This window comes from Natronomonas halophila (assembly GCF_013391085.1).
In the GTDB taxonomy this organism is placed as follows: Archaea; Halobacteriota; Halobacteria; order Halobacteriales; family Haloarculaceae; genus Natronomonas; species Natronomonas halophila.
Genome location: NZ_CP058334.1, coordinates 1,247,895 through 1,264,513 on the forward strand (window position 1 = coordinate 1,247,895; position 16,619 = coordinate 1,264,513).

Sequence of the window (16,619 nt, forward strand, 5' to 3'; positions counted from 1 at the left end):
GACAAAACAGGCGGGCGTCCCTTACTCCTCTTCGGGTGCCTCTTCGACCGCCGCTTCCTCGTCGTAGGCCTCGGTTCGGGTGACCCGGGCTTTCATGATGCGCGTGTTCTCGACGCGCTCGACGAGGATTTCGAGGCCGTCGTACTCGATGACCTCGCCTTCCTCGACGAGGCGACCCGCGAGGTTGAAGATGAAGCCCGCGAGCGTCTCGAACTCCTCGCCTTCGGGGATGTTGACGTCGAGTTCCTCGTTGACCTCGTCGATGTTGACCTCGCCTTTGACGATGGCCGTATCGTCGTCGATGAACTCGATAGGCTCTTCCTCGCCGGCTTCGAGCAGTTCGCCGACGATTTCCTCGGTGATGTCCTCCATCGTCACCAGCCCCTCGGTGGTGCCGAACTCGTCGATGACGATGACCATGTGGAGGCGCTTGCGGCGCATCTCCTTGAGCAACTCGTCGACGTTCTTCGATTCGGGGACGTGAAGCGTCTCCTCGATGAGATCCTCGAGTTCGATGTCCTCCTTTTCGCCGTAGGTGTAGTCCCGCACGAGGTCGCTGACGTGAACGATGCCGAGGACGTTGTCGAGGCTCCCCTCGTAGACCGGCAGCCGAGTGTGGCCGCCCTGCACGCATTTCTGGAGAGCGTCCTCGATGGTCGCGTCCGTCGAGACGGCCTCCATATCGAGCCGCGGCGTCATGACCTCCTTGGCGATGGTATTGGTAAACCGGAAGATGCGCTGGAGCATCTCGCGTTCGTCCTCTTCGAGGACGCCCGCGCGCTCGCCCGTCTCGATGATGTCGCGGATTTCCTCGCGGGTGACGTAGGTGGATTCGATTTCCCCGCGGCCGCCGGTGATGCGGTTGACCTGCCGGGTGAGGTAATCGAAGGTGACGATAAGCGGCAACAGCAGGTATTCGGAGTACTTCAGCGGGCGCGCGATGCGGAGGGCCCACGATTCGGTGTTCTCGACGGCGTAGGATTTCGGGGCACTCTCGCCGAACAGCAACACGAGCGCGGTGATGCCGAAGGTGGCGATGAAGACGGCGAGGGACTGCCGGAAGTAGAGCGCGAGCAGTCCCGTTGCGATGGAGGACATCGCGATATTGACGATGTTGTTGCCCACCAGAATCGTGACGAGCAGGCGGTGAGGGTCGTCCTTCAACGATTTCAGCGTCTCCGCGCCGGGCATGCCGTCGGACACGAGCGAGTCGACGCGATGCGGCGGCAAGGAGAACATCGCAATCTCCGACGAGGAGAAGAACGCCGACAGCAACAACAGCGCGAAAATCGCCACCCCGCCGAGGGCGGCGATGGTCGTGTCACTAAAGGGGAGTTCACCCGGATCGGGGCCGACCTGTATCGCACTAACGACGTACCACGCGAGAGAGCCCATCTGGACGTGCGCTTTTCTGCGGGCGCGGGATTAAGGCTTACTCATGTCTCACGCGGTCGTGTCGAACCGATGGCCGCGGGCGACACGCTTACGCGCGGACCGCTCGTATGGTCAGCCATGAGCGAACCAGCAATCACGCTATATCGACTACAGGCGTGTCCGTTCTGCGAACGCGTCGTCCGCGTCCTGAACGACCTCGACCTCGAGTACGAATCCCGCTTCGTCGAGGCCCGACACTCCCGTCGGGACGCCGTCAAGCGACTGACCGGCGCCCGGACGGTTCCCGCCATCGTCGACGACAACACCGGCATCACGATGAGCGAGAGCGCGAACATCGTCGAGTACCTTCAGGCGACCTATGGCGACGGCGCGACCGACGCCACGCGCGTCACCGCAAGCGCCGCGAGCGGGGGTGACGACGAATGAATCTGGGCTTCGATATCGTCGAACTCGGCCCCGCCGACCACCCCGAGGCCGGCGAGAAGGCGCCCGACTTCACCCGCCCGCTGGTCAACGACGAGTACTGGGCCGACGCCTCGCTGTCGGAGTTGACCGACGACGGCCCCGTCATCCTCGTTTTCCACCCGATGGACGGCGACTTCCCGTCGACGTACATCTGGCAGGAAATCGACGACCGCGACTGGGACGACTACGACGCCTCCGTCGTCGGTCTCTCGATTTCCTCGCCGTACGAACACTCGCGGTTCCTCGAAGAGTGGGACGTCGAGCAGTATCGGCTCTTCTCGGACCCCCAGAACGGCGTCGCCGAGGAGTACGGCATCGTCCACGAACTCGACGGGATGGAGGGTATCGCCGAACCGCGGCCCGCCGTCTTCGTCATCGACGGGGACCGCACCATCGAGTTCGCGTGGGTCGCCACCGACTGGCCGGAGTTCCCGCCGTACGACGATATCGAATCGGCCATCGAAGGACTGTAAACGCCAGCAACCCTACGTCCGGCCGTGACCGAGACCGACATCGACCTCACCGACGCCGTCGCCGCGATTCGCCGCGGTGACCTCGTGGTCTATCCGACCGAGACGGTCTACGGACTGGCCGCCGACGCGCTGGACCCCGAGGCCATCGAGCGCGTCTTCGAAGCGAAGGGTCGGGCCCGCGACAAGCCGATTTCGATGGCGCTGCCCGACGCCGAGGTCGCACGGGATTTTGCGGAGGTTTCGGACCGTGAGGCCTCCTTCTGTGCCCGCTTTCTGCCCGGCCCCGTGACCGTCCTTCTGGAGCGGACCGACCGCGTACCGGACGTGCTGGTCGCCGGCGAGGACCGCGTCGGGATTCGCGTCCCCGACCACGACCTCTCGCGGGAACTGGCGCGACGGACCGGCCCGATTACCTCGACCAGCGCGAACAAGAGCGGCCAACCGAGCGCCCGGCGTGTCGAGGACATCGCCCCCGAAGTCCGGGAGCGAGCAGCCGTCGTGCTCGATACCGGCGAGACGCCGGGCACGGAGAGCACGGTTGTCAACATCGCCGAAAACGACATCGTCCGTCGGGGCGCCCGCGCCGACGAAATCGAGGGTTGGCTGGCGGAGAACTGAAAGGCAGTCACACCGCTTTCGTGCAGTATCGAGTTCTGCCCGCGACAGAAGGCTTTTGAGCGATACAGACCAACCTTCGTCCATGCGCCGAGACGACCGCGACGACCCCTTCGACGACATCTTCAGCGAGATAGAGCGGATGATGGAGGAGATGACGGGCGGCGTGAGCGGCCCGGGCAACGCCGGCTTCGGCGACGATGCCCACGTCTCCGTCTACGAGAGCGACGAGGAACTCACCGTCGTCGCGGACATGCCGGGCGTCGACAAGGAGAACATCGACATCAAATGCGACGGCCGGCACGTCACCATCTCGGCTTCGACCGCCCGCAGCGAGTACGAGGAGCGCATCGAGTTGCCCGCCCGCGTCGACGAACACTCTGCCACCGCGACGTTCAACAACGGCGTCCTCGAAATCCGCCTCGACCGCACCGGCAGTTCCGCGAACATCGATCTCTCGTAGCGCCGCTCAGTCGTCGAAATCGTCGGCACTTTTATTCGAGATAAATCGTTGGATGAGATAATGGATTCCCACGGGAGGGGGGCTCGGGATTCTGCCTCCGTCGACGGTTCCGCAAACGCGGGACGAGGGGCCGATTCGACGGCGCGCGTCCTACATCTGGACGACGAACCGACCTTTCTGGAGACGTCGAAACGCCTTCTGGAACACCACGAGGATTTCGTCGTCAAACTCGAGACGGACCCGGAGGCCGCACTCGACCGACTGGATTCGGTCGACTGTATCGTCTCCGATTACGACATGCCGACGATGAACGGCATCGAGTTTCTGGAGGCCGTCCGGGCGCAGGACCCCGACCTACCGTTCATCCTCTTTACCGGGAAGGGAAGCGAGGAAATCGCCAGCGAGGCCATCCGGGCCGGCGTCACCGACTACCTCCAGAAGGGGGCCGATTCAGACCGCTTTGCCATCCTCGCGAACCGGATTACGAACGCCGTCGAGCGGCATCGCGCGGAAAAGCGGGCAACCGCCGCAGACCATCGGGCCCGCCGCGTCTACGAACGCATCGACGACGCCTTCATCGCCGTCGACGACGAGTGGCGCTTTACCTACGTCAACCAGCGGGCCGGCGAACTGCTCGATTCGGACCCCGAAGCACTGGTTGGAACGAAGGTTCGGGACGCCTTCCCCGAGGTAGTCGGCAGCCGGTTCGACGAAGAATACAGACGCGCCGTCGAACAGCAGGAGACGGTCACTTTCGAGGAGTATTACGAGCCACTCGACGCGTGGTTCGAGGTGCGGGCCTATCCCGACGACTCCGGCCTGTCGGTGTACTTCCGTGACGTGACCGAAAAGAAGGAACGGGAACGTCGCTACGACGCCGTCTTCAACAACACCTACCAGTTCACGGGGCTGCTCGAACCCGACGGCACGCTTATCGAGGCCAACGAGGCGGCCCTCTCCTTCGTCGATGCCGACCGCGAGGAGGTGGTCGACCGGTCGCTGTGGGAGACGCCGTGGTTCCAGTTGAACGACGAGACGCGCCGCATCGCCCGCCAGTCGGTCCAGCAGGCGCGAGAGGGGTCCTTCTATCGCGACGAACTCCCCGTCGAGGGCGCCGACGGCCAGACCATCATCGTCGATTACTCCGTGCGGCCGGTCACCGACGAATCCGGCGAGGTGACGCTTCTGGTCCCCGAGGGTCGGGACATCACCGACCGTAAAGAGCGGGAGGCGGAACTCCGCGAGGAGCGAGCGATAACCGAGAGCATCTTCTCGGCGCTTCCTGATGTCCTCTACGTGTTCGACGAGAGCGGGCGGTTCATCCGCTGGAACGACCAACTCTCGTCGGTGACCGGCTACAGCGACGAGGAGATAACCGAGATGCGCCCGTGGGATTTCGTCCCGGAATCCGAGCGCGAGAAGATTCAAGAGGCCATCGACGGCGTCTTCGACGCCGACCGGACGATGACCGTCGAATCGGCGTTCGTAACGAAGGACGGCGAGCGAATCCCCTACGAGTTCACGGGCGCCCAACTGACTGACGACGACGGTCAGACGCTCGGCCTCGTCGGCATCGGCCGCGACATCAGCGAGCGGAAGGAGCGAGAGCAGCAACTCGAACGGAAAAACGAGCAGTTAGAGGAGTTCGCCTCGCTCATCTCCCACGACCTCAAGACGCCGCTGTCGGTCGCCAGCGGGAACCTTCGACTCGCTCGCGAGACGGGCGAAGACCGGTATCTCGACGAGATAGAAACCGCCCTCGACCGGATGGGGACGCTCGTCGACGAGGTCCTGGAGTTGGCCAAGCAGGGCGAAGTCGTCGACGACGTGGCGCCAGTCAGGCTCCGGCCGATGCTCTCGGATATCGAGACGGCCACCGGAGCAGACGTCGAGACGGCCTATCCAGACGGCGCCGCCGTCATGGCCGAGAAATCCCGACTCTATTCGCTTTTGAGTAACCTGGTCGCGAATTCCGACGACCACGGCGGCGAGGACGTCACCGTCGAAGTCGGCCTTGATGGCGAAACGCTCTACGTCGCCGACGACGGCCGTGGCATACCCGAAGAGGAACGCGACACCGTCTTCGACCCCGGATATTCGGGCGACGACGGCAGCGGTTTCGGTCTCGCCATCGCCGAAGCCATCGCCGACGCACACGGCTGGGAGATCGACGTCACCGACAGCGAGGCGGGCGGCGCGCGCTTCGAAATCAGCGGCGTCAATGCGCAGTCCGTCGAATGAGGTCCGCCAGTCGGTCGTAGAAATCCGCCTCGTATTTCGTCACCTCGTCGACGGTCGGCCGGGCGTTGGTTTCGTTGACGACGGCCCGGTCGTCGGTCGCGAGGATGTCGACGCCGAGCCAGTCGATATCGAGCGCATCGGCCGCGTCTTCCGCGAGCGTTCGGAGGTCCGGGGGCAGGTCGACGCCCTCGGCGACGGCCCCCCGGTGGACGTTGTGCTTCCAGCGGCCCGCCTCGCGTTCGGCCTCGGGCAGGCGCCGTTCGACGGCCCCGACGAACTCGCCGTCGACGACCATCGCCCGGTAGTCGCGAGCGTCGGGAAGATACTCCTGAACGAGGAACGACCGGTCGTCGGCCGCCCGGTAGTCGTGGACCAGGGAGAGGTAATCGCAGACGCCGAGGAAGGAATCGAGGTCGTGGGCTTTCGCGATGCCGACCCCGCGAGTCGTGGAGTTGGGTTTGACGACGACGGGCGGGTCGAACCGCTCGAAGGCGGCCCGGAGTTCCGACTCGTCGACGGGGTTCGAGACGTAGACGCTGGCGGGCGTATCGAGGCCGGCCTTGCCGAGACGGGCGAGCGCGCCGGCCTTGTTCCGACTCCGTAGAATCGCTTCGCGGTCGTTGACCCACGGCACGCCGAGCAACGCGTCGCCGACGCCGCCCTCCATGATGCGGGGCGGGTAGACGAAGCCGACGTCGAAGGCCTCGTCGACGAGCGGTTCGTCCAGCGGTTGGGCACGCTCGCGGGTCGGCACGTGTTCGGCCTCGATGCCACGCTCACGGAGGGGTTCGCGGATACGACCGAGGGTTTCGGCGTTCGTCGCCACCGCCAACCGGAGCATACACGGGCGTCGGGTGCCCGCGCCTTGAATCCGCCGCCCTGCGATTGCCCTGTCAGTCGTCGTCGGTTTCGGCCTCGACGTCGGTCCGGGCCTGCCGTTCGGCGGCGCGCTCGATGAACTCCTGTGGGAGTTCGTCGATTTCGCCGGCTTGCACGCCCCAGAGGTGGGCGTACAGACCCTCGTTGTCCAGCAAATCCTCGTGGGTGCCGCGCTCGACGATTTGACCGTCCTCAAGGACGAGAATCGTGTCGGCGTCCTTGATGGTCGACAGGCGGTGGGCGATGGCGAAGGTGGTCCGGTCGGCCGTCAGTTTGTCCAGCGACCGCTGGATGAGCATCTCGGTTTCGGTGTCGACGTCCGAGGTGGCCTCGTCGAGGACGAGGATATCGGGGTCTTTGAGGACCGCGCGGGCGATGGAGATGCGCTGCCGTTGGCCGCCGGAGAGTTTCACGCCCCGCTCGCCGACCATCGTATCGTAACCGTCCGGCAGGTTCTGGATGAAATCGTGGGCCTCGGCGGCCTTTGCGGCCTCGACGACGGCCTCGTCGTCGGCTTCGAAGGTGCCGTAGGTGATGTTCTCCCGGACTGTCCCGTAGAAGAGGAACGTGTCCTGACCGACGTAGCCGATGGCCTGCCGCAGCGAGGGCAGCGTCACCTCTCGGAGGTCCTGGCCGTCGATGCGAATCCCACCGTCGTCGACGTCGTAGAGGCGAAGCAGGAGTTTCAGAACGGTGGATTTGCCGGCACCCGTCGGGCCCACCAGCGCGAGCGTCTCGCCGCCCTCGACCTCGAAGTCGACGTCCTCGATGATGGTCTCGTCGTCGTAGCCGAAGGAGACGTCGTCGTATACGACGTTGCCCTCCCCGACTTCGAGCGGTTCGGCGTCGGGGTCGACCACGAGTCGGTTGGGCTCGTCCATCAGGCCGAAAATCCGCTCGGCGGAGGCGTAGGCCCGCTGGTACATATTGATAATTTGCCCGAACTGCGCCATCGGCCAGATGAACCGCTGGGTCAGGAGGATGAACGTGACGAACTCGCCGGTGTAGAGCGGTTCGGTGAGGGGGCCGGGGGCAGCGCCGGTAGTCTCGGTCGCCAGCACCCAGATACCGCCGACGAGGAACGTGAGGACGAAGCCGATGCCCGCGATGACCCGCAGGCCGGGGAAGAACTTGATGCGGGTCTCGATGGCGTCCCAGTTGGCGTCGAAGTAATCCCCGGAGACGTCCTCGACGCGCTCGGATTCGTAGGGTTCGGTGTTGGCCGATTTGATGACCTGAATCCCGCCGAGATTGTTTTCGAGTCGGGAGTTGACCTGCCCGACAGTCGAGCGAACCTCGGCGTATTTCGGCTGGATAATCTGGATGAACTTGTAGGTAAACAGCGCGATGAGCGGCACCGGCACTAAGGCGATGAGCGCGAGCTGCCAGTTGAGCCAAAAGAGGATGCCGGCGATACCGAGGACCATCACAGACAGCCGGAACGTCGAATTGAGGCCGTCGTTGAGGAAGCGTTCGAGGCGGTTGACGTCGTTCGAGAGGATGGACATTAGTTCGCCGGTCTGCTTGTCGGCGAAGAAGTCCATGTTCAGCCGCTGCATCGTGTCGTAGGTGTCGGTCCGGATGCTGTGCTGGATGTTCTGGGCGAAGGAGTTGAACCCCCAGTTACGCACCCAGTGGAATATCGCGCCGGAGAAGAAGGCCGCCGCGATGAGGCCGACCGTAAAGAGCAACTGCTCGTCCTGCGTCGTCGGCGTCCACGCATCCGGCACCAGCAACAGCGTGAACGCCTTGTCGTTCCGGAAGATGGCGTCGACAGCCAACCCCAGCAGGACTGGCGGCAGCAAATCGAGGAGTCGCGCGAAGATACTCGCCGTGACAGCAACGGCGAACTGGAAGCTGTTCGGCCGACCGTATTCGCCGAACAGACGGCGCATCGGGTCCTCGGCGTTCTCGCGTTGCTCCTCGAAGGGATCGTCGTCCTCCGGCGCGATATCTCCCATTCGTGTTAAACTGACCGTTCAGTCAGCATAACCCTTCGGCTTGGGTGAGACCGGATGGCAAATCGCCAGCCGCCTCACACGTCGAACTCGACGCGGTCGCCTTCCTCGATGCCGCGGTCGGTCGTCCAGCCCTTGTTGACTTCGAGGACGTACTGGCCCTCACCGGAGTAGCGCTGGTCCTCACCGTCCTCGTTCGGCCCCGGTTTCGGCGCCTCGTGAATCGTCGTAATCGTCCCGTTCGGCGCGATGAAGACGATATCGATGCCGAAGGACATGTTCCGCATCACGTAGGTGCGTTCGGCCGAGCCGTCGTGGATGAAGAGCATGCCACGTTCCTCTGGCAACTCGTCGGTCTCGCTGAGTCCGACGTACCGCTTGGAGAAGGTATCGGCGACTGCGGCCGTAACGCTGCCGAGTTCCTCGCCCGTCTCGTCGTCGGTGACGACGACCTCGGTGTGGTTGTAGTCCCGCGATTCGTTGAAATCGGCGTCGGCGTCGTAGCCGCCGAGATACGGCGCGAGCATGCCGGTCGACAGCCCCAACAGGACGACCGCGAGGACGACGGCTACCAGCCCGAAGCCGACGCCAACCAACCGAGTGTTCATCGCCGAAACGAACGGCCCGCGAGCGGGTAAGCGTTCCGTCGCGGAAAGTAAGGCTTACCCGCACGGGCGCTCTCCCGTCGGATGCGGGCGCGTGGTCTAGTTGGCTATGACGCGGCCCTTACAAGGCCGAGATCGGCGGTTCGAACCCGCCCGCGCCCATCCTGCGGCGAGCTATACCCCGAGCCGCAGGTGTGGAGAAGGGTTCGAAGCCCGAAAGACGCAGCGGCGAGCGAAGCGAGCCGACCGGCTTTCCTCGGTTCGAACCCGCCCGCGCCCATACTCCCGTGGCGAACAACTCCGTGAGCCACGGGTGTACGCCCGGCAGGTTCGCACCCTGGAAGTCGCGCACAACGAGCGAAGCGAGTGAGCACGTCTCCCTCCGGTTCGAACCCGCCCGCGCCCACTTCTCTGACGGAACATCGCGAACAGTGCTGGCCCCGCGGCCGACCCACGCAGGGCGGCGGTTTTCGAAACCCTTTTTGATAGCCTCGGCGTCGGTGGGCATGCAAGCCGCCTTAGCTCAGATTGGGAGAGCACTCGACTGAAGATCGAGCTGTCCCCGGTTCAAATCCGGGAGGCGGCATTTTCCTGCGACCGAAGGGAGCAGTGAAAACGCCCCCGACCGCGATTTGAATGTCGGGAGTCGCAGCCGAGCGAAGCGAGGACCGTCTCCCGGAAGTTCATCCGGGAGGCGGCATACTTCTCTGAAGCCGCTCGCTGGGCGTAGCGAACGCAGCAGGTGGCGCGAATAGTCCTGACCGGCCAACGGAGCTGGAAGTGCTCCACCCGAACGCCTATATGGGCAGGTGAACCCCACAACGAAGAAGACATGGCCGGAGACGAGATCGGGTTTCATCCAGTCGTGGCCGCGCTGTACGACCCGGTGCAGTGGTACTTCGAGCGGGTACAGGCGCCCGAACACCGGGCATATCTGGCGGCGGGGCTCGACGGTCGGGTGCTGGAAATCGGCGTGGGGACGGGCGCGATGCTGCCCTACTACGAAGGGGGAATCGAGTCGGGGGCCGATATCCACGGCGTCGAACCGGACCCGACGATGTGGCAACGCGCTCGCGAGAAAATCGCCGACAGCACCGTCGATATGCAACTGGTCAGTGCGCGCGGGGAGTCGCTTCCCTACGAGGACGACTCGTTCGACTACGTCGTCGAATGCGGGGTGTTCTGTTCGGTTCCGTCGATACCGCCGATGCTGTCGGAGGTCGCCCGCGTGCTACGAGACGGAGGCGAGTTCCGATTTCTCGACCACGTCCGTTCCGATGGGCTGGTCGGGCGAAGCCAAGACGCGTTGACGCCGCTGTGGCGTCGAATCGGCGGAAACTGCCATCTGAACCGTCGAGTCCGGCCGCTGCTCGAGACGTCCGACCGGCTGACGCTGGAGGAGTTCGACCGTCCGACGATCGGCTACTGGCCAATCCGGAAGTTCGCTCGCGGCACCGCGACACTCAGCGGCTGACGACGGTGTAATCCGACTGATTGGATATCGTTCAGGAAACGTCGTTTACATCGGAAGAGCAGCATCCGGTTTCAACACGCCGTTCGAATTCCTCGATATCTCAAACCGACAACGCCTCGCCATCCTCAGGAATCAATACCTCCGAAACCGCGTCTCCCAGGTCCTCACGGGTCAGCAGGCAGTGGTTGATGGCGTCCATGTGGACCGCCGCGACGGGGCAGTCGGCGGCTTCGACAGTCGATGTGACATCCTCGGCGTCCATCGTGATTGGGTCGCCCTCCACGAACTGCGCGGCGCCGGCGTTGACCACGGCAGCGTCGGGGTCGTGGCGGTCGATGGTCTCGGCGACCGGGTCGTACCAGACGGTATCGCCGGCGAGATACAGGGTTCGGTCGCCATCGAGGACGAACCCCGAGGCGGGGCCCATCTGCTCGGCGAGGCCACCGTGGCCGTGGCGGGCCGGCGTCCGGGTAATCTCGATGCCGTCGAAGGTCACCGACTCGTCGACGGGGCGGACGTCGGTGAAGCCGTCCTCGCGGAAGGCGTCGGCCTCTTCGGGCTGACAGAGCAGCGGGACATCATCGTCTAGCCGTTCGGTCGCAGCGTCATCGAAGTGGTCGCGGTGCCGGTGGGAGACGAGGACCGCGTCGTGTGCGAGGTCGACGTCGGGAAGCGGAACTAGCGGGTTTTCTCGGTCGTTCGGCGAGTTTGGGATGGGTGGAATATCACCGGGCGCGCCGAGCATTGGGTCGACTAGGATGGTCGTTCCGTCCATGGAGACGAGCAGCGTCGCATGGCGAACGAGCTGGATGGTTGCCATACGGGCACAGCGATTTCGTCGGGGGTAAGGGTACGGCTTCCGGTCGGTACGGCCGGGGCTGTCCTTCGGGGCCACTCAGCCACGGCCGCCTGCGAGCGCCTCCGCCTCCGGCAGCCGCCGCAGCGTGAGCATCGCGACAGTGCCGATTAGCGGGCCGACCGCAAGCGGTGCGAAAGCCCACCGCCAGCCGACCGACTCGGCGACGATGGGCGTCAACTGAATCGAACCCAGAGTCAGCAGGTAGCCGATAGCGGTCTGGAAGGTGAGCGCACTGCCGACGTAGGAATCCTCGGCGAGTTCCGAGACGGCCGTCGAGAACTGCGCGGAGTCGGCGACGATGGCGAAGCCCCACAGGAGGACGAACGGGACGACGATGAGCGTCGAGGCGCCGAAGACGAAGCCGGCTGCCACACAGGCGCTACCGCTGATAATCATGCTGGCGCTTGTAACCGTCGTTCGCCCGAGTCGGTCGGAGGTGACCCCGGCGATGACGGCCCCGAGGCCGCCGATTGCGATGGTGCCGAAGGTCACGAACGCGGCGAAGGCTTCGGTTTCGCCGCCGTTGGCAGTGAAGCTCGCCGAGAGGTACACCGGAATCCAGGCCCAGACCGCGTAGAGTTCCCACATGTGGCCGAAGTAGCCGAGATTGGCGAGGACCGTCCCGCGGTCCCCCGCGATTCGGCGGATAGCGCTCGGGTCGAATGGCGCGGCGGGCGCCTGATACGGCCCGGGTTCGACGAAGAGGACGAGAATCGCACCGAGGACGGCGAGGCCCGAAGCCCCGAGCAACACCGGCGTCGGCCGACCGACGCCACCCACTCCGCGCAGGAGATGCGGCATCGCGGAGCCGACGGTGAGCGCGCCGACCAGCACGCCGATGGCGAACCCGCGGCCCTTCCGGAACCAGCCGGCCATAATTTTCATGCCCGGCGGATACACCCCCGCGAGAGCCATCCCGGTCAGGAACCGGAGGACGACCGCCGGGAGGAACGACCCGACGCTTGTGGCGATGACGACGGTCGCGGCGGCGCCGACGACCGCCGACGCCGAAAACAGGTATCGCGGCTGGACGACGTCCGAGATGGTAAACACCGCCGAGAGCAGCGCACCGGCGACGAAGCCGAGTTGGACCGCGTTGGTGAGCCACGCCGTCTCGGCGGCCGAAAGGCCCCACATCGTCGCGAGTTCCGGCCCGACTGCGGAGACGCTGAACCACAGCGTCATCGCCAGCAGTTCGGCGGTCGCAAGCAGGCCGAGCACCCGGTATTTCCGGTATCGTCCCGGTGGTTCGTTGCCGTCTGTCATCCTGTGTCACCTCCTTCGTCTCCGGCAGGGTAGTTATTCGATTGGGTAGTCCCATCGAACAGGAACAAAAAGGAGACGTTCCCCGGATGACCCGGCCGCGGCGGAGGCGGTTCGACGCAGTGGAACGGCCCGCGTCACTCGGCGCCTATTCGGCCCTTACTCCAGACAGGCGTCGTGGACGGTGTCGCCCTCGTCGTTCGGCTGGCGGCCCTGTCCGACGACGATGGGTTCACCGCACGCCGCACAGCGCATGCCCTCGCGTTCGCTCGTCGGTTCGATGCTGCTCGTTCGGGGGGCCTGCTCCGCCGAGGTGTCCCCCGCCGTCGCCGTATAGCCGAGCGCGACCGCGCCGGCGCCCGACAGCAACGCGAGCAACCGCTTGCGTTTCCGGAGCGAGGCGATAGCGACCGCGCCCAGAGCGACGGCGGACAGGAGACGGACGGGCCCCTCTCGACTGACGTCGGTTTCGGTAGATTCCATAGACGTATTTCGGGCCCCACACGCTTGTAGTTCACCCTCACCCGTCGGCCCCAGTCGCCGGCCGCCGAGTCAGGCTCGGGGCGACCCGTTAGAGGCGGGCACCACACTCCCGGCAGTAGGAAAAGTCAGGGTCGTTCGGCGTCCCGCAGTCGGCACAGACGGCGTGCGGCCCGACGGACCCGTCCGGCGACGATTCTTCGGCGGTAGCCGACCGTACGGTTGTATCGCCCTCCCGATTGCGCTCGATGCCGTCGATGACGATACCCTTGAGTACGGGGATGGCGACCCCCAGCGCGATGAGCAACAACAGGGCCGTGACGACGATATAGAGGTTCTCGGGCGAAACCACGGGGCGCACTACGTGCGGCATCGGTTTAGCTATCCCGCCGGTCGAGCGGTGCCGTTCCCGGAGTCCTAATACGAACGCGTCCGGAGTCAGACCATGACCGATGGCCGCACCTTCGCCGCGAGCGCAGCCGCGCTTGGCCTCGCCGCCCTCGCCCACGCGATACTGAGTTGGCCCGCCGAGATGACGCTCGCGTTCTTCGGGGTCGGCGCCGCCGTCGCCTTCGTCGCGGAAGCGGTCGTCATCCGCCTCGGGTTCCTAGAGCACCACATCGGCCCGAAGGTCCTCGGCGTACCCCTCTACGCCCTCTTCGGGTGGACGGGCGTGATTTACGTCGCCTTCCGGTTCGCGCTGCTCGTCGCCGAGGGCTGGGGCGCCGTCGCCCTCGCGGCTCTGCTGGCGACCGGATACGACGCCCTCACGGACCCCAGAGGCGTCAGCGAGGGCTTCTGGAGTTATACGGACGACCTGCCCGGACCCCGGTATCGCGGCATCCCGTGGTGGAACACCGTCGGCTGGCTGGTCATCAGCGCCGTCACCGCCGGGGCCGCCGTCCTCGTCCGTTGAGGTGGCCACCAGTGTTTTGCCCGTTTCCCGCGAACGAGCTACTGGATGAATAGTTGACATGAGTTCGGAGTCAGCCGCCGAACAGCCGGATCCGATTTCCGTCGCCGAAGCCCTCCAGCGTCTCGATACGCGGACGTTGCGCGACCTCGTGAGGCGGCTGTGGGAGGAACGCGGCTGGACGCTGGAGGACGAATCCAGCCCGGACGACGGGGGCGTCGACCTGGTGTTCGCCCGCGAGTGGCCACAACACCGCCGGGTGCTGCTTCGGGTCCGGTCCTTCGACGCGAACGACCACCTCAACACCGCCGACGTGCAGGCGTTCGTCCGGACCGTCCAGCGCGAGGAGGTCGACATCGCCCGCATCGTCACGACAACCGAGACGCCCTCCAGCGTCGAGGCGAAGGCCCGCGAGTACGGCGTCGACGTCATGGGACCGGCGGCGCTCGGTACCCTGCTCGACCGACTCGGCGAGCGGGCGGCGCTGGCGGCCCACGTCGACGCACCCGTGATAACCGACACCGGAACGTCGCTGCCGGCCTGGGTGCCCGACCGACTGGCCGCCGCGGCCGACCGCCTGAACCTCGCGGACCGACTGGAGCGACTGTTGGCCCGGTATCTCCCGCCGGACCCGACGATGGCCGATATGGCCGCGCTGAGTTTCACCGGCCACCGAATCGCGCTCGTCGCCTCGGCGCTTGCACTCCTGTTCTTGGTGCCGGTCGGAACCCAGGCGGTCCTTTTCTGGGTGCTGATGACCGCCTATCTGCTCGTCACCTACGGCGCGCTGCTGCCGGCGATGACCGCGGACATCTATCTCCGCCGGCAGATTCGCGGCGAGTGGGTGCCGTCGTGGTGGTATCTCGGGGCGTTCATCGCCGTCCCGTTGCCGCTGCTGGCGGGGGCGCTCTACTGGTATCGGCGCCGGAACCACCGACCGGCGAGAAACGATGTCGTCTGAGCCGCTTCAGGTGTGGTCCAGTTTGGTCGCGTCGACGACGGTTCCGGCGTCCTCCCAGTCGTCCTCGTAGAAGGACTGCTGTTCGAGGTGGATGTCCCCACCGGGCTGTGGGCCGGTCGTCAGCCGGAAGCGGAGTTCTTCCCCCTCGTTTCGGCCCTCGGCTTCCAGCCCGCGGTTCTCGTCGACGTCGACCTCGTCGAGGTCCGCCTCGACGGTCTCACCGCTTTCGAGGGTCAGTTCCCAGGGCCCTTCGCCGAGCTTCCCGATGGTAATCGCGAGTTCGTCGAACTCCTCGGGCATACGCCATTGTTGACAGCCTATCAACAAAAGAGTCGGGGCCACGCGGGGAGCAAAGCCCCGTTTTGACGGCCTGTGCGCTCCAGCCCGCAACCCTTACCCGCGCGCGTGGCTAACGACGGAACATGACTGACGAGGAGCCAGCCGACTCCCACGAGTTCTCCGAGGGGCAGGGCTTCGAGGACCCCTACGATGGGTTCGACCTCGACCCGCCGGAACTCGACGTCGACCCCGAGCAGGTCGACCCCGTCGACTCCCGTGTCGTCGCCGACACGCTCGACCGCCGACAGATCGCGGCCGACGAGGTCGACGCCGAGGAACTGCTCGACGTCGGGCTGGAGTACATGCGCATCAACCGCCACGAACAGGCGACCGACGCCTTCGAGCGCGTCGCCAGCTACGCCGACGACGACATCATCGAGCAGGAAGCGTGGGTGAACAAGGGCGCCGCTCACGCGGAGATGCAGGAGTTCGAGGCGGCCATCGACGCCTACCGGCAGGCGCTGCACATCGACGACGAATCCGAGCACGCCGCCACCGCCGAGACCAACCTCGCCTACGCGCTGTGGGAATCCGGCCGCAGCGAGCAGGCACTCGAACACGCCGAACGCGCCGTCGAACTCGACCCGCGCTTCCCGCAGGCGTGGTACAACCGTGGGTTCTTCCTGCTGGAGCGCGGCCTCGCCGAGGACGCCGTCTCCTGTTTCGACAACGCGATGCGGCTCGGCCAGCGGTCGGTCGACGTCCTCGAAGAGAAGGCCCGTGCACTCGAACAGCAGGGCAAGGACGAGGAAGCCGAGAAGGTCGCCGAGGAAGCCGAGGAGATGCGCCAGCGCGCCGAAGACCAGCTCGTCGACGACCACGGCTCGGGCGGCCCCGCGGGCGGTCCCGGCGGCGACCGCGGCGGGCGTGAACGCCAGCGCGAACGATGATGCTACTGTGCGAACGGGAAACGCAGGAGGGGACGCTCGTCTCCGTCTGTGACGCCGACGTACTCGGCGAGACCTTCGAGAACGGCGAGGTTTCGCTAACGGTCGAACGCGACTTCTACGACGGCGAGGAGGCGACCGCCGAGGAGGTCGTCGCCAGCCTCTCGCGGGCCGCCGTCGCCAACCTCGTCGGCTACGAATCGGTCGACGTGGCCGTCGAACACGGCTTCGTCGAGGAGACGAACGTCCTCGAGTTCGAGGGGACGGTACACGCCCAGTACCTCCGGCTCTAAGCGGACCGACGCGTCGACGCCCCGCGATTTTTCGGCGTAATGCCCGATAGTATTAA

The 16,619-nt window shown here is 65.5% G+C and carries 19 protein-coding genes and 2 tRNA genes; 12 read left to right on the forward strand and 9 right to left on the reverse strand.

Annotation, left to right across the window (positions count from 1 at the left end; translation table 11 throughout):
* Positions 1–21: 21 nt before the first annotated feature.
* Positions 22–1,395 carry a hemolysin family protein gene (locus tag HWV23_RS06850; protein ID WP_178289677.1) on the reverse strand — a complete coding sequence of 458 codons (1,374 nt, stop codon included), beginning with the start codon at positions 1,393–1,395 and terminating at the stop codon, positions 22–24.
* Positions 1,396–1,512: 117 nt separating this feature from the next.
* On the opposite strand from HWV23_RS06850, the gene HWV23_RS06855 reads away from it, so the two are divergent.
* The 5 genes from HWV23_RS06855 (at position 1,513) to HWV23_RS06875 (ending at position 5,652) form a co-directional block, all read left to right on the forward strand.
* Entirely contained in the window at positions 1,513–1,821 is a 309-nt protein-coding gene (locus tag HWV23_RS06855; protein ID WP_178289678.1) for a glutaredoxin family protein, read from the forward strand.
* Positions 1,818–2,333, forward strand: a complete 516-nt coding sequence (locus tag HWV23_RS06860; RefSeq protein WP_178289679.1) for a redoxin domain-containing protein — start codon at positions 1,818–1,820, stop codon at positions 2,331–2,333. The genes HWV23_RS06855 and HWV23_RS06860 overlap by 4 nt, the downstream gene beginning before the upstream one ends.
* A gap of 24 nt (positions 2,334–2,357) precedes the next feature.
* The gene (locus HWV23_RS06865; protein WP_246282738.1) at positions 2,358–2,951 is read left to right on the forward strand and encodes an L-threonylcarbamoyladenylate synthase; all 594 of its coding nucleotides are present in this window, start codon (positions 2,358–2,360) and stop codon (positions 2,949–2,951) included.
* 82 nt (positions 2,952–3,033) lie between these two features.
* Complete coding sequence (locus tag HWV23_RS06870; protein WP_178289680.1) at positions 3,034–3,411, forward strand: Hsp20/alpha crystallin family protein; 378 nt, start codon at positions 3,034–3,036, stop codon at positions 3,409–3,411.
* A 60-nt stretch (positions 3,412–3,471) separates the two neighbouring features.
* The gene (locus HWV23_RS06875) at positions 3,472–5,652 is read left to right on the forward strand and encodes a PAS domain S-box protein (protein WP_178289681.1); all 2,181 of its coding nucleotides are present in this window, start codon (positions 3,472–3,474) and stop codon (positions 5,650–5,652) included.
* Here HWV23_RS06875 and HWV23_RS06880 read toward each other — a convergent pair.
* The 3 genes from HWV23_RS06880 to HWV23_RS06890 form a co-directional block, all read right to left on the reverse strand.
* Complete coding sequence (locus HWV23_RS06880; RefSeq protein WP_178289682.1) at positions 5,630–6,493, reverse strand: ATP-grasp domain-containing protein; 864 nt, start codon at positions 6,491–6,493, stop codon at positions 5,630–5,632. The two genes, HWV23_RS06875 and HWV23_RS06880, sit on opposite strands and share 23 nt — an antisense overlap.
* Before the next feature lie 52 nt (positions 6,494–6,545).
* Positions 6,546–8,492 carry an ABC transporter ATP-binding protein gene (locus tag HWV23_RS06885; RefSeq protein WP_178289683.1) on the reverse strand — a complete coding sequence of 649 codons (1,947 nt, stop codon included), beginning with the start codon at positions 8,490–8,492 and terminating at the stop codon, positions 6,546–6,548.
* A 74-nt stretch (positions 8,493–8,566) separates the two neighbouring features.
* Positions 8,567–9,097: a DUF192 domain-containing protein gene (locus HWV23_RS06890; RefSeq protein WP_178289684.1), complete on the reverse strand. Its 531-nt coding sequence runs from the start codon at positions 9,095–9,097 to the stop codon at positions 8,567–8,569.
* 85 nt (positions 9,098–9,182) lie between these two features.
* Here HWV23_RS06890 and HWV23_RS06895 point away from each other — a divergent pair.
* The 3 genes from HWV23_RS06895 to HWV23_RS06905 all read left to right on the forward strand — a co-directional run bounded on the left by HWV23_RS06895 (position 9,183) and on the right by HWV23_RS06905 (position 10,568).
* Positions 9,183–9,256: transfer RNA gene (locus HWV23_RS06895), tRNA-Val, on the forward strand.
* Between the two features lie 350 nt (positions 9,257–9,606).
* Positions 9,607–9,680, forward strand: a tRNA-Phe gene (locus HWV23_RS06900).
* 246 nt (positions 9,681–9,926) lie between these two features.
* Positions 9,927–10,568, forward strand: a complete 642-nt coding sequence (locus HWV23_RS06905) for a class I SAM-dependent methyltransferase (RefSeq protein ID WP_178289685.1) — start codon at positions 9,927–9,929, stop codon at positions 10,566–10,568.
* Between the two features lie 100 nt (positions 10,569–10,668).
* Here HWV23_RS06905 and HWV23_RS06910 read toward each other — a convergent pair whose 3' ends face one another.
* The 4 genes from HWV23_RS06910 to HWV23_RS06925 form a co-directional block, all read right to left on the reverse strand.
* Positions 10,669–11,388, reverse strand: a complete 720-nt coding sequence (locus tag HWV23_RS06910) for an MBL fold metallo-hydrolase (RefSeq protein WP_178289686.1) — start codon at positions 11,386–11,388, stop codon at positions 10,669–10,671.
* A gap of 75 nt (positions 11,389–11,463) precedes the next feature.
* Entirely contained in the window at positions 11,464–12,693 is a 1,230-nt protein-coding gene (locus HWV23_RS06915) for an MFS transporter (protein WP_178289687.1), read from the reverse strand.
* A gap of 156 nt (positions 12,694–12,849) precedes the next feature.
* Positions 12,850–13,173, reverse strand: coding sequence for a hypothetical protein (locus tag HWV23_RS06920; RefSeq protein ID WP_178289688.1), 324 nt, complete (start codon positions 13,171–13,173; stop codon positions 12,850–12,852).
* Positions 13,174–13,261: 88 nt separating this feature from the next.
* Positions 13,262–13,522, reverse strand: coding sequence for a zinc ribbon domain-containing protein (locus HWV23_RS06925; protein ID WP_178289689.1), 261 nt, complete (start codon positions 13,520–13,522; stop codon positions 13,262–13,264).
* Between the two features lie 93 nt (positions 13,523–13,615).
* Between HWV23_RS06925 and HWV23_RS06930 the strand changes: the two genes are divergently transcribed.
* Both HWV23_RS06930 and HWV23_RS06935 read left to right on the forward strand, forming a co-directional pair.
* Positions 13,616–14,086 (forward strand): carotenoid biosynthesis protein, encoded by a 471-nt coding sequence (locus tag HWV23_RS06930; protein ID WP_178289690.1) that lies wholly within the window; start codon positions 13,616–13,618, stop codon positions 14,084–14,086.
* 58 nt (positions 14,087–14,144) lie between these two features.
* Positions 14,145–15,044 carry a restriction endonuclease gene (locus HWV23_RS06935; protein ID WP_178289691.1) on the forward strand — a complete coding sequence of 300 codons (900 nt, stop codon included), beginning with the start codon at positions 14,145–14,147 and terminating at the stop codon, positions 15,042–15,044.
* A gap of 6 nt (positions 15,045–15,050) precedes the next feature.
* Here the strand turns inward: HWV23_RS06935 and HWV23_RS06940 are convergent, their stop codons facing one another.
* The gene (locus HWV23_RS06940; RefSeq protein WP_178289692.1) at positions 15,051–15,344 is read right to left on the reverse strand and encodes a hypothetical protein; all 294 of its coding nucleotides are present in this window, start codon (positions 15,342–15,344) and stop codon (positions 15,051–15,053) included.
* Between the two features lie 122 nt (positions 15,345–15,466).
* Between HWV23_RS06940 and HWV23_RS06945 the strand changes: the two genes are divergently transcribed.
* Together HWV23_RS06945 and HWV23_RS06950 are read left to right on the forward strand one after the other, a co-directional pair.
* Positions 15,467–16,273, forward strand: a complete 807-nt coding sequence (locus tag HWV23_RS06945; RefSeq protein WP_178289693.1) for a tetratricopeptide repeat protein — start codon at positions 15,467–15,469, stop codon at positions 16,271–16,273.
* Positions 16,273–16,563: a DUF424 domain-containing protein gene (locus HWV23_RS06950; RefSeq protein WP_178291621.1), complete on the forward strand. Its 291-nt coding sequence runs from the start codon at positions 16,273–16,275 to the stop codon at positions 16,561–16,563. The genes HWV23_RS06945 and HWV23_RS06950 overlap by 1 nt, the downstream gene beginning before the upstream one ends.
* Positions 16,564–16,619 lie beyond the last annotated feature (56 nt).

Excerpts from the sequence above, each read along its gene's own strand:
- HWV23_RS06850 (WP_178289677.1), bottom strand. The coding sequence starts at position 1,395 with ATGGGCTCTCTCGCGTGGTACGTCGTTAGTGCGATACAGGTCGGCCCC.
- HWV23_RS06855 (WP_178289678.1), top strand. The coding sequence starts at position 1,513 with ATGAGCGAACCAGCAATCACGCTATATCGACTACAGGCGTGTCCGTTC.
- HWV23_RS06860 (WP_178289679.1), top strand. The coding sequence starts at position 1,818 with ATGAATCTGGGCTTCGATATCGTCGAACTCGGCCCCGCCGACCACCCC.
- HWV23_RS06870 (WP_178289680.1), top strand. The coding sequence starts at position 3,034 with ATGCGCCGAGACGACCGCGACGACCCCTTCGACGACATCTTCAGCGAG.
- HWV23_RS06875 (WP_178289681.1), top strand. The coding sequence starts at position 3,472 with ATGGATTCCCACGGGAGGGGGGCTCGGGATTCTGCCTCCGTCGACGGT.
- HWV23_RS06880 (WP_178289682.1), bottom strand. The coding sequence starts at position 6,493 with ATGCTCCGGTTGGCGGTGGCGACGAACGCCGAAACCCTCGGTCGTATC.
- HWV23_RS06885 (WP_178289683.1), bottom strand. The coding sequence starts at position 8,492 with ATGGGAGATATCGCGCCGGAGGACGACGATCCCTTCGAGGAGCAACGC.
- HWV23_RS06890 (WP_178289684.1), bottom strand. The coding sequence starts at position 9,097 with ATGAACACTCGGTTGGTTGGCGTCGGCTTCGGGCTGGTAGCCGTCGTC.
- HWV23_RS06905 (WP_178289685.1), top strand. The coding sequence starts at position 9,927 with ATGGCCGGAGACGAGATCGGGTTTCATCCAGTCGTGGCCGCGCTGTAC.
- HWV23_RS06910 (WP_178289686.1), bottom strand. The coding sequence starts at position 11,388 with ATGGCAACCATCCAGCTCGTTCGCCATGCGACGCTGCTCGTCTCCATG.
- HWV23_RS06915 (WP_178289687.1), bottom strand. The coding sequence starts at position 12,693 with ATGACAGACGGCAACGAACCACCGGGACGATACCGGAAATACCGGGTG.
- HWV23_RS06920 (WP_178289688.1), bottom strand. The coding sequence starts at position 13,173 with ATGGAATCTACCGAAACCGACGTCAGTCGAGAGGGGCCCGTCCGTCTC.
- HWV23_RS06930 (WP_178289690.1), top strand. The coding sequence starts at position 13,616 with ATGACCGATGGCCGCACCTTCGCCGCGAGCGCAGCCGCGCTTGGCCTC.
- HWV23_RS06935 (WP_178289691.1), top strand. The coding sequence starts at position 14,145 with ATGAGTTCGGAGTCAGCCGCCGAACAGCCGGATCCGATTTCCGTCGCC.
- HWV23_RS06940 (WP_178289692.1), bottom strand. The coding sequence starts at position 15,344 with ATGCCCGAGGAGTTCGACGAACTCGCGATTACCATCGGGAAGCTCGGC.
- HWV23_RS06945 (WP_178289693.1), top strand. The coding sequence starts at position 15,467 with ATGACTGACGAGGAGCCAGCCGACTCCCACGAGTTCTCCGAGGGGCAG.
- HWV23_RS06950 (WP_178291621.1), top strand. The coding sequence starts at position 16,273 with ATGCTACTGTGCGAACGGGAAACGCAGGAGGGGACGCTCGTCTCCGTC.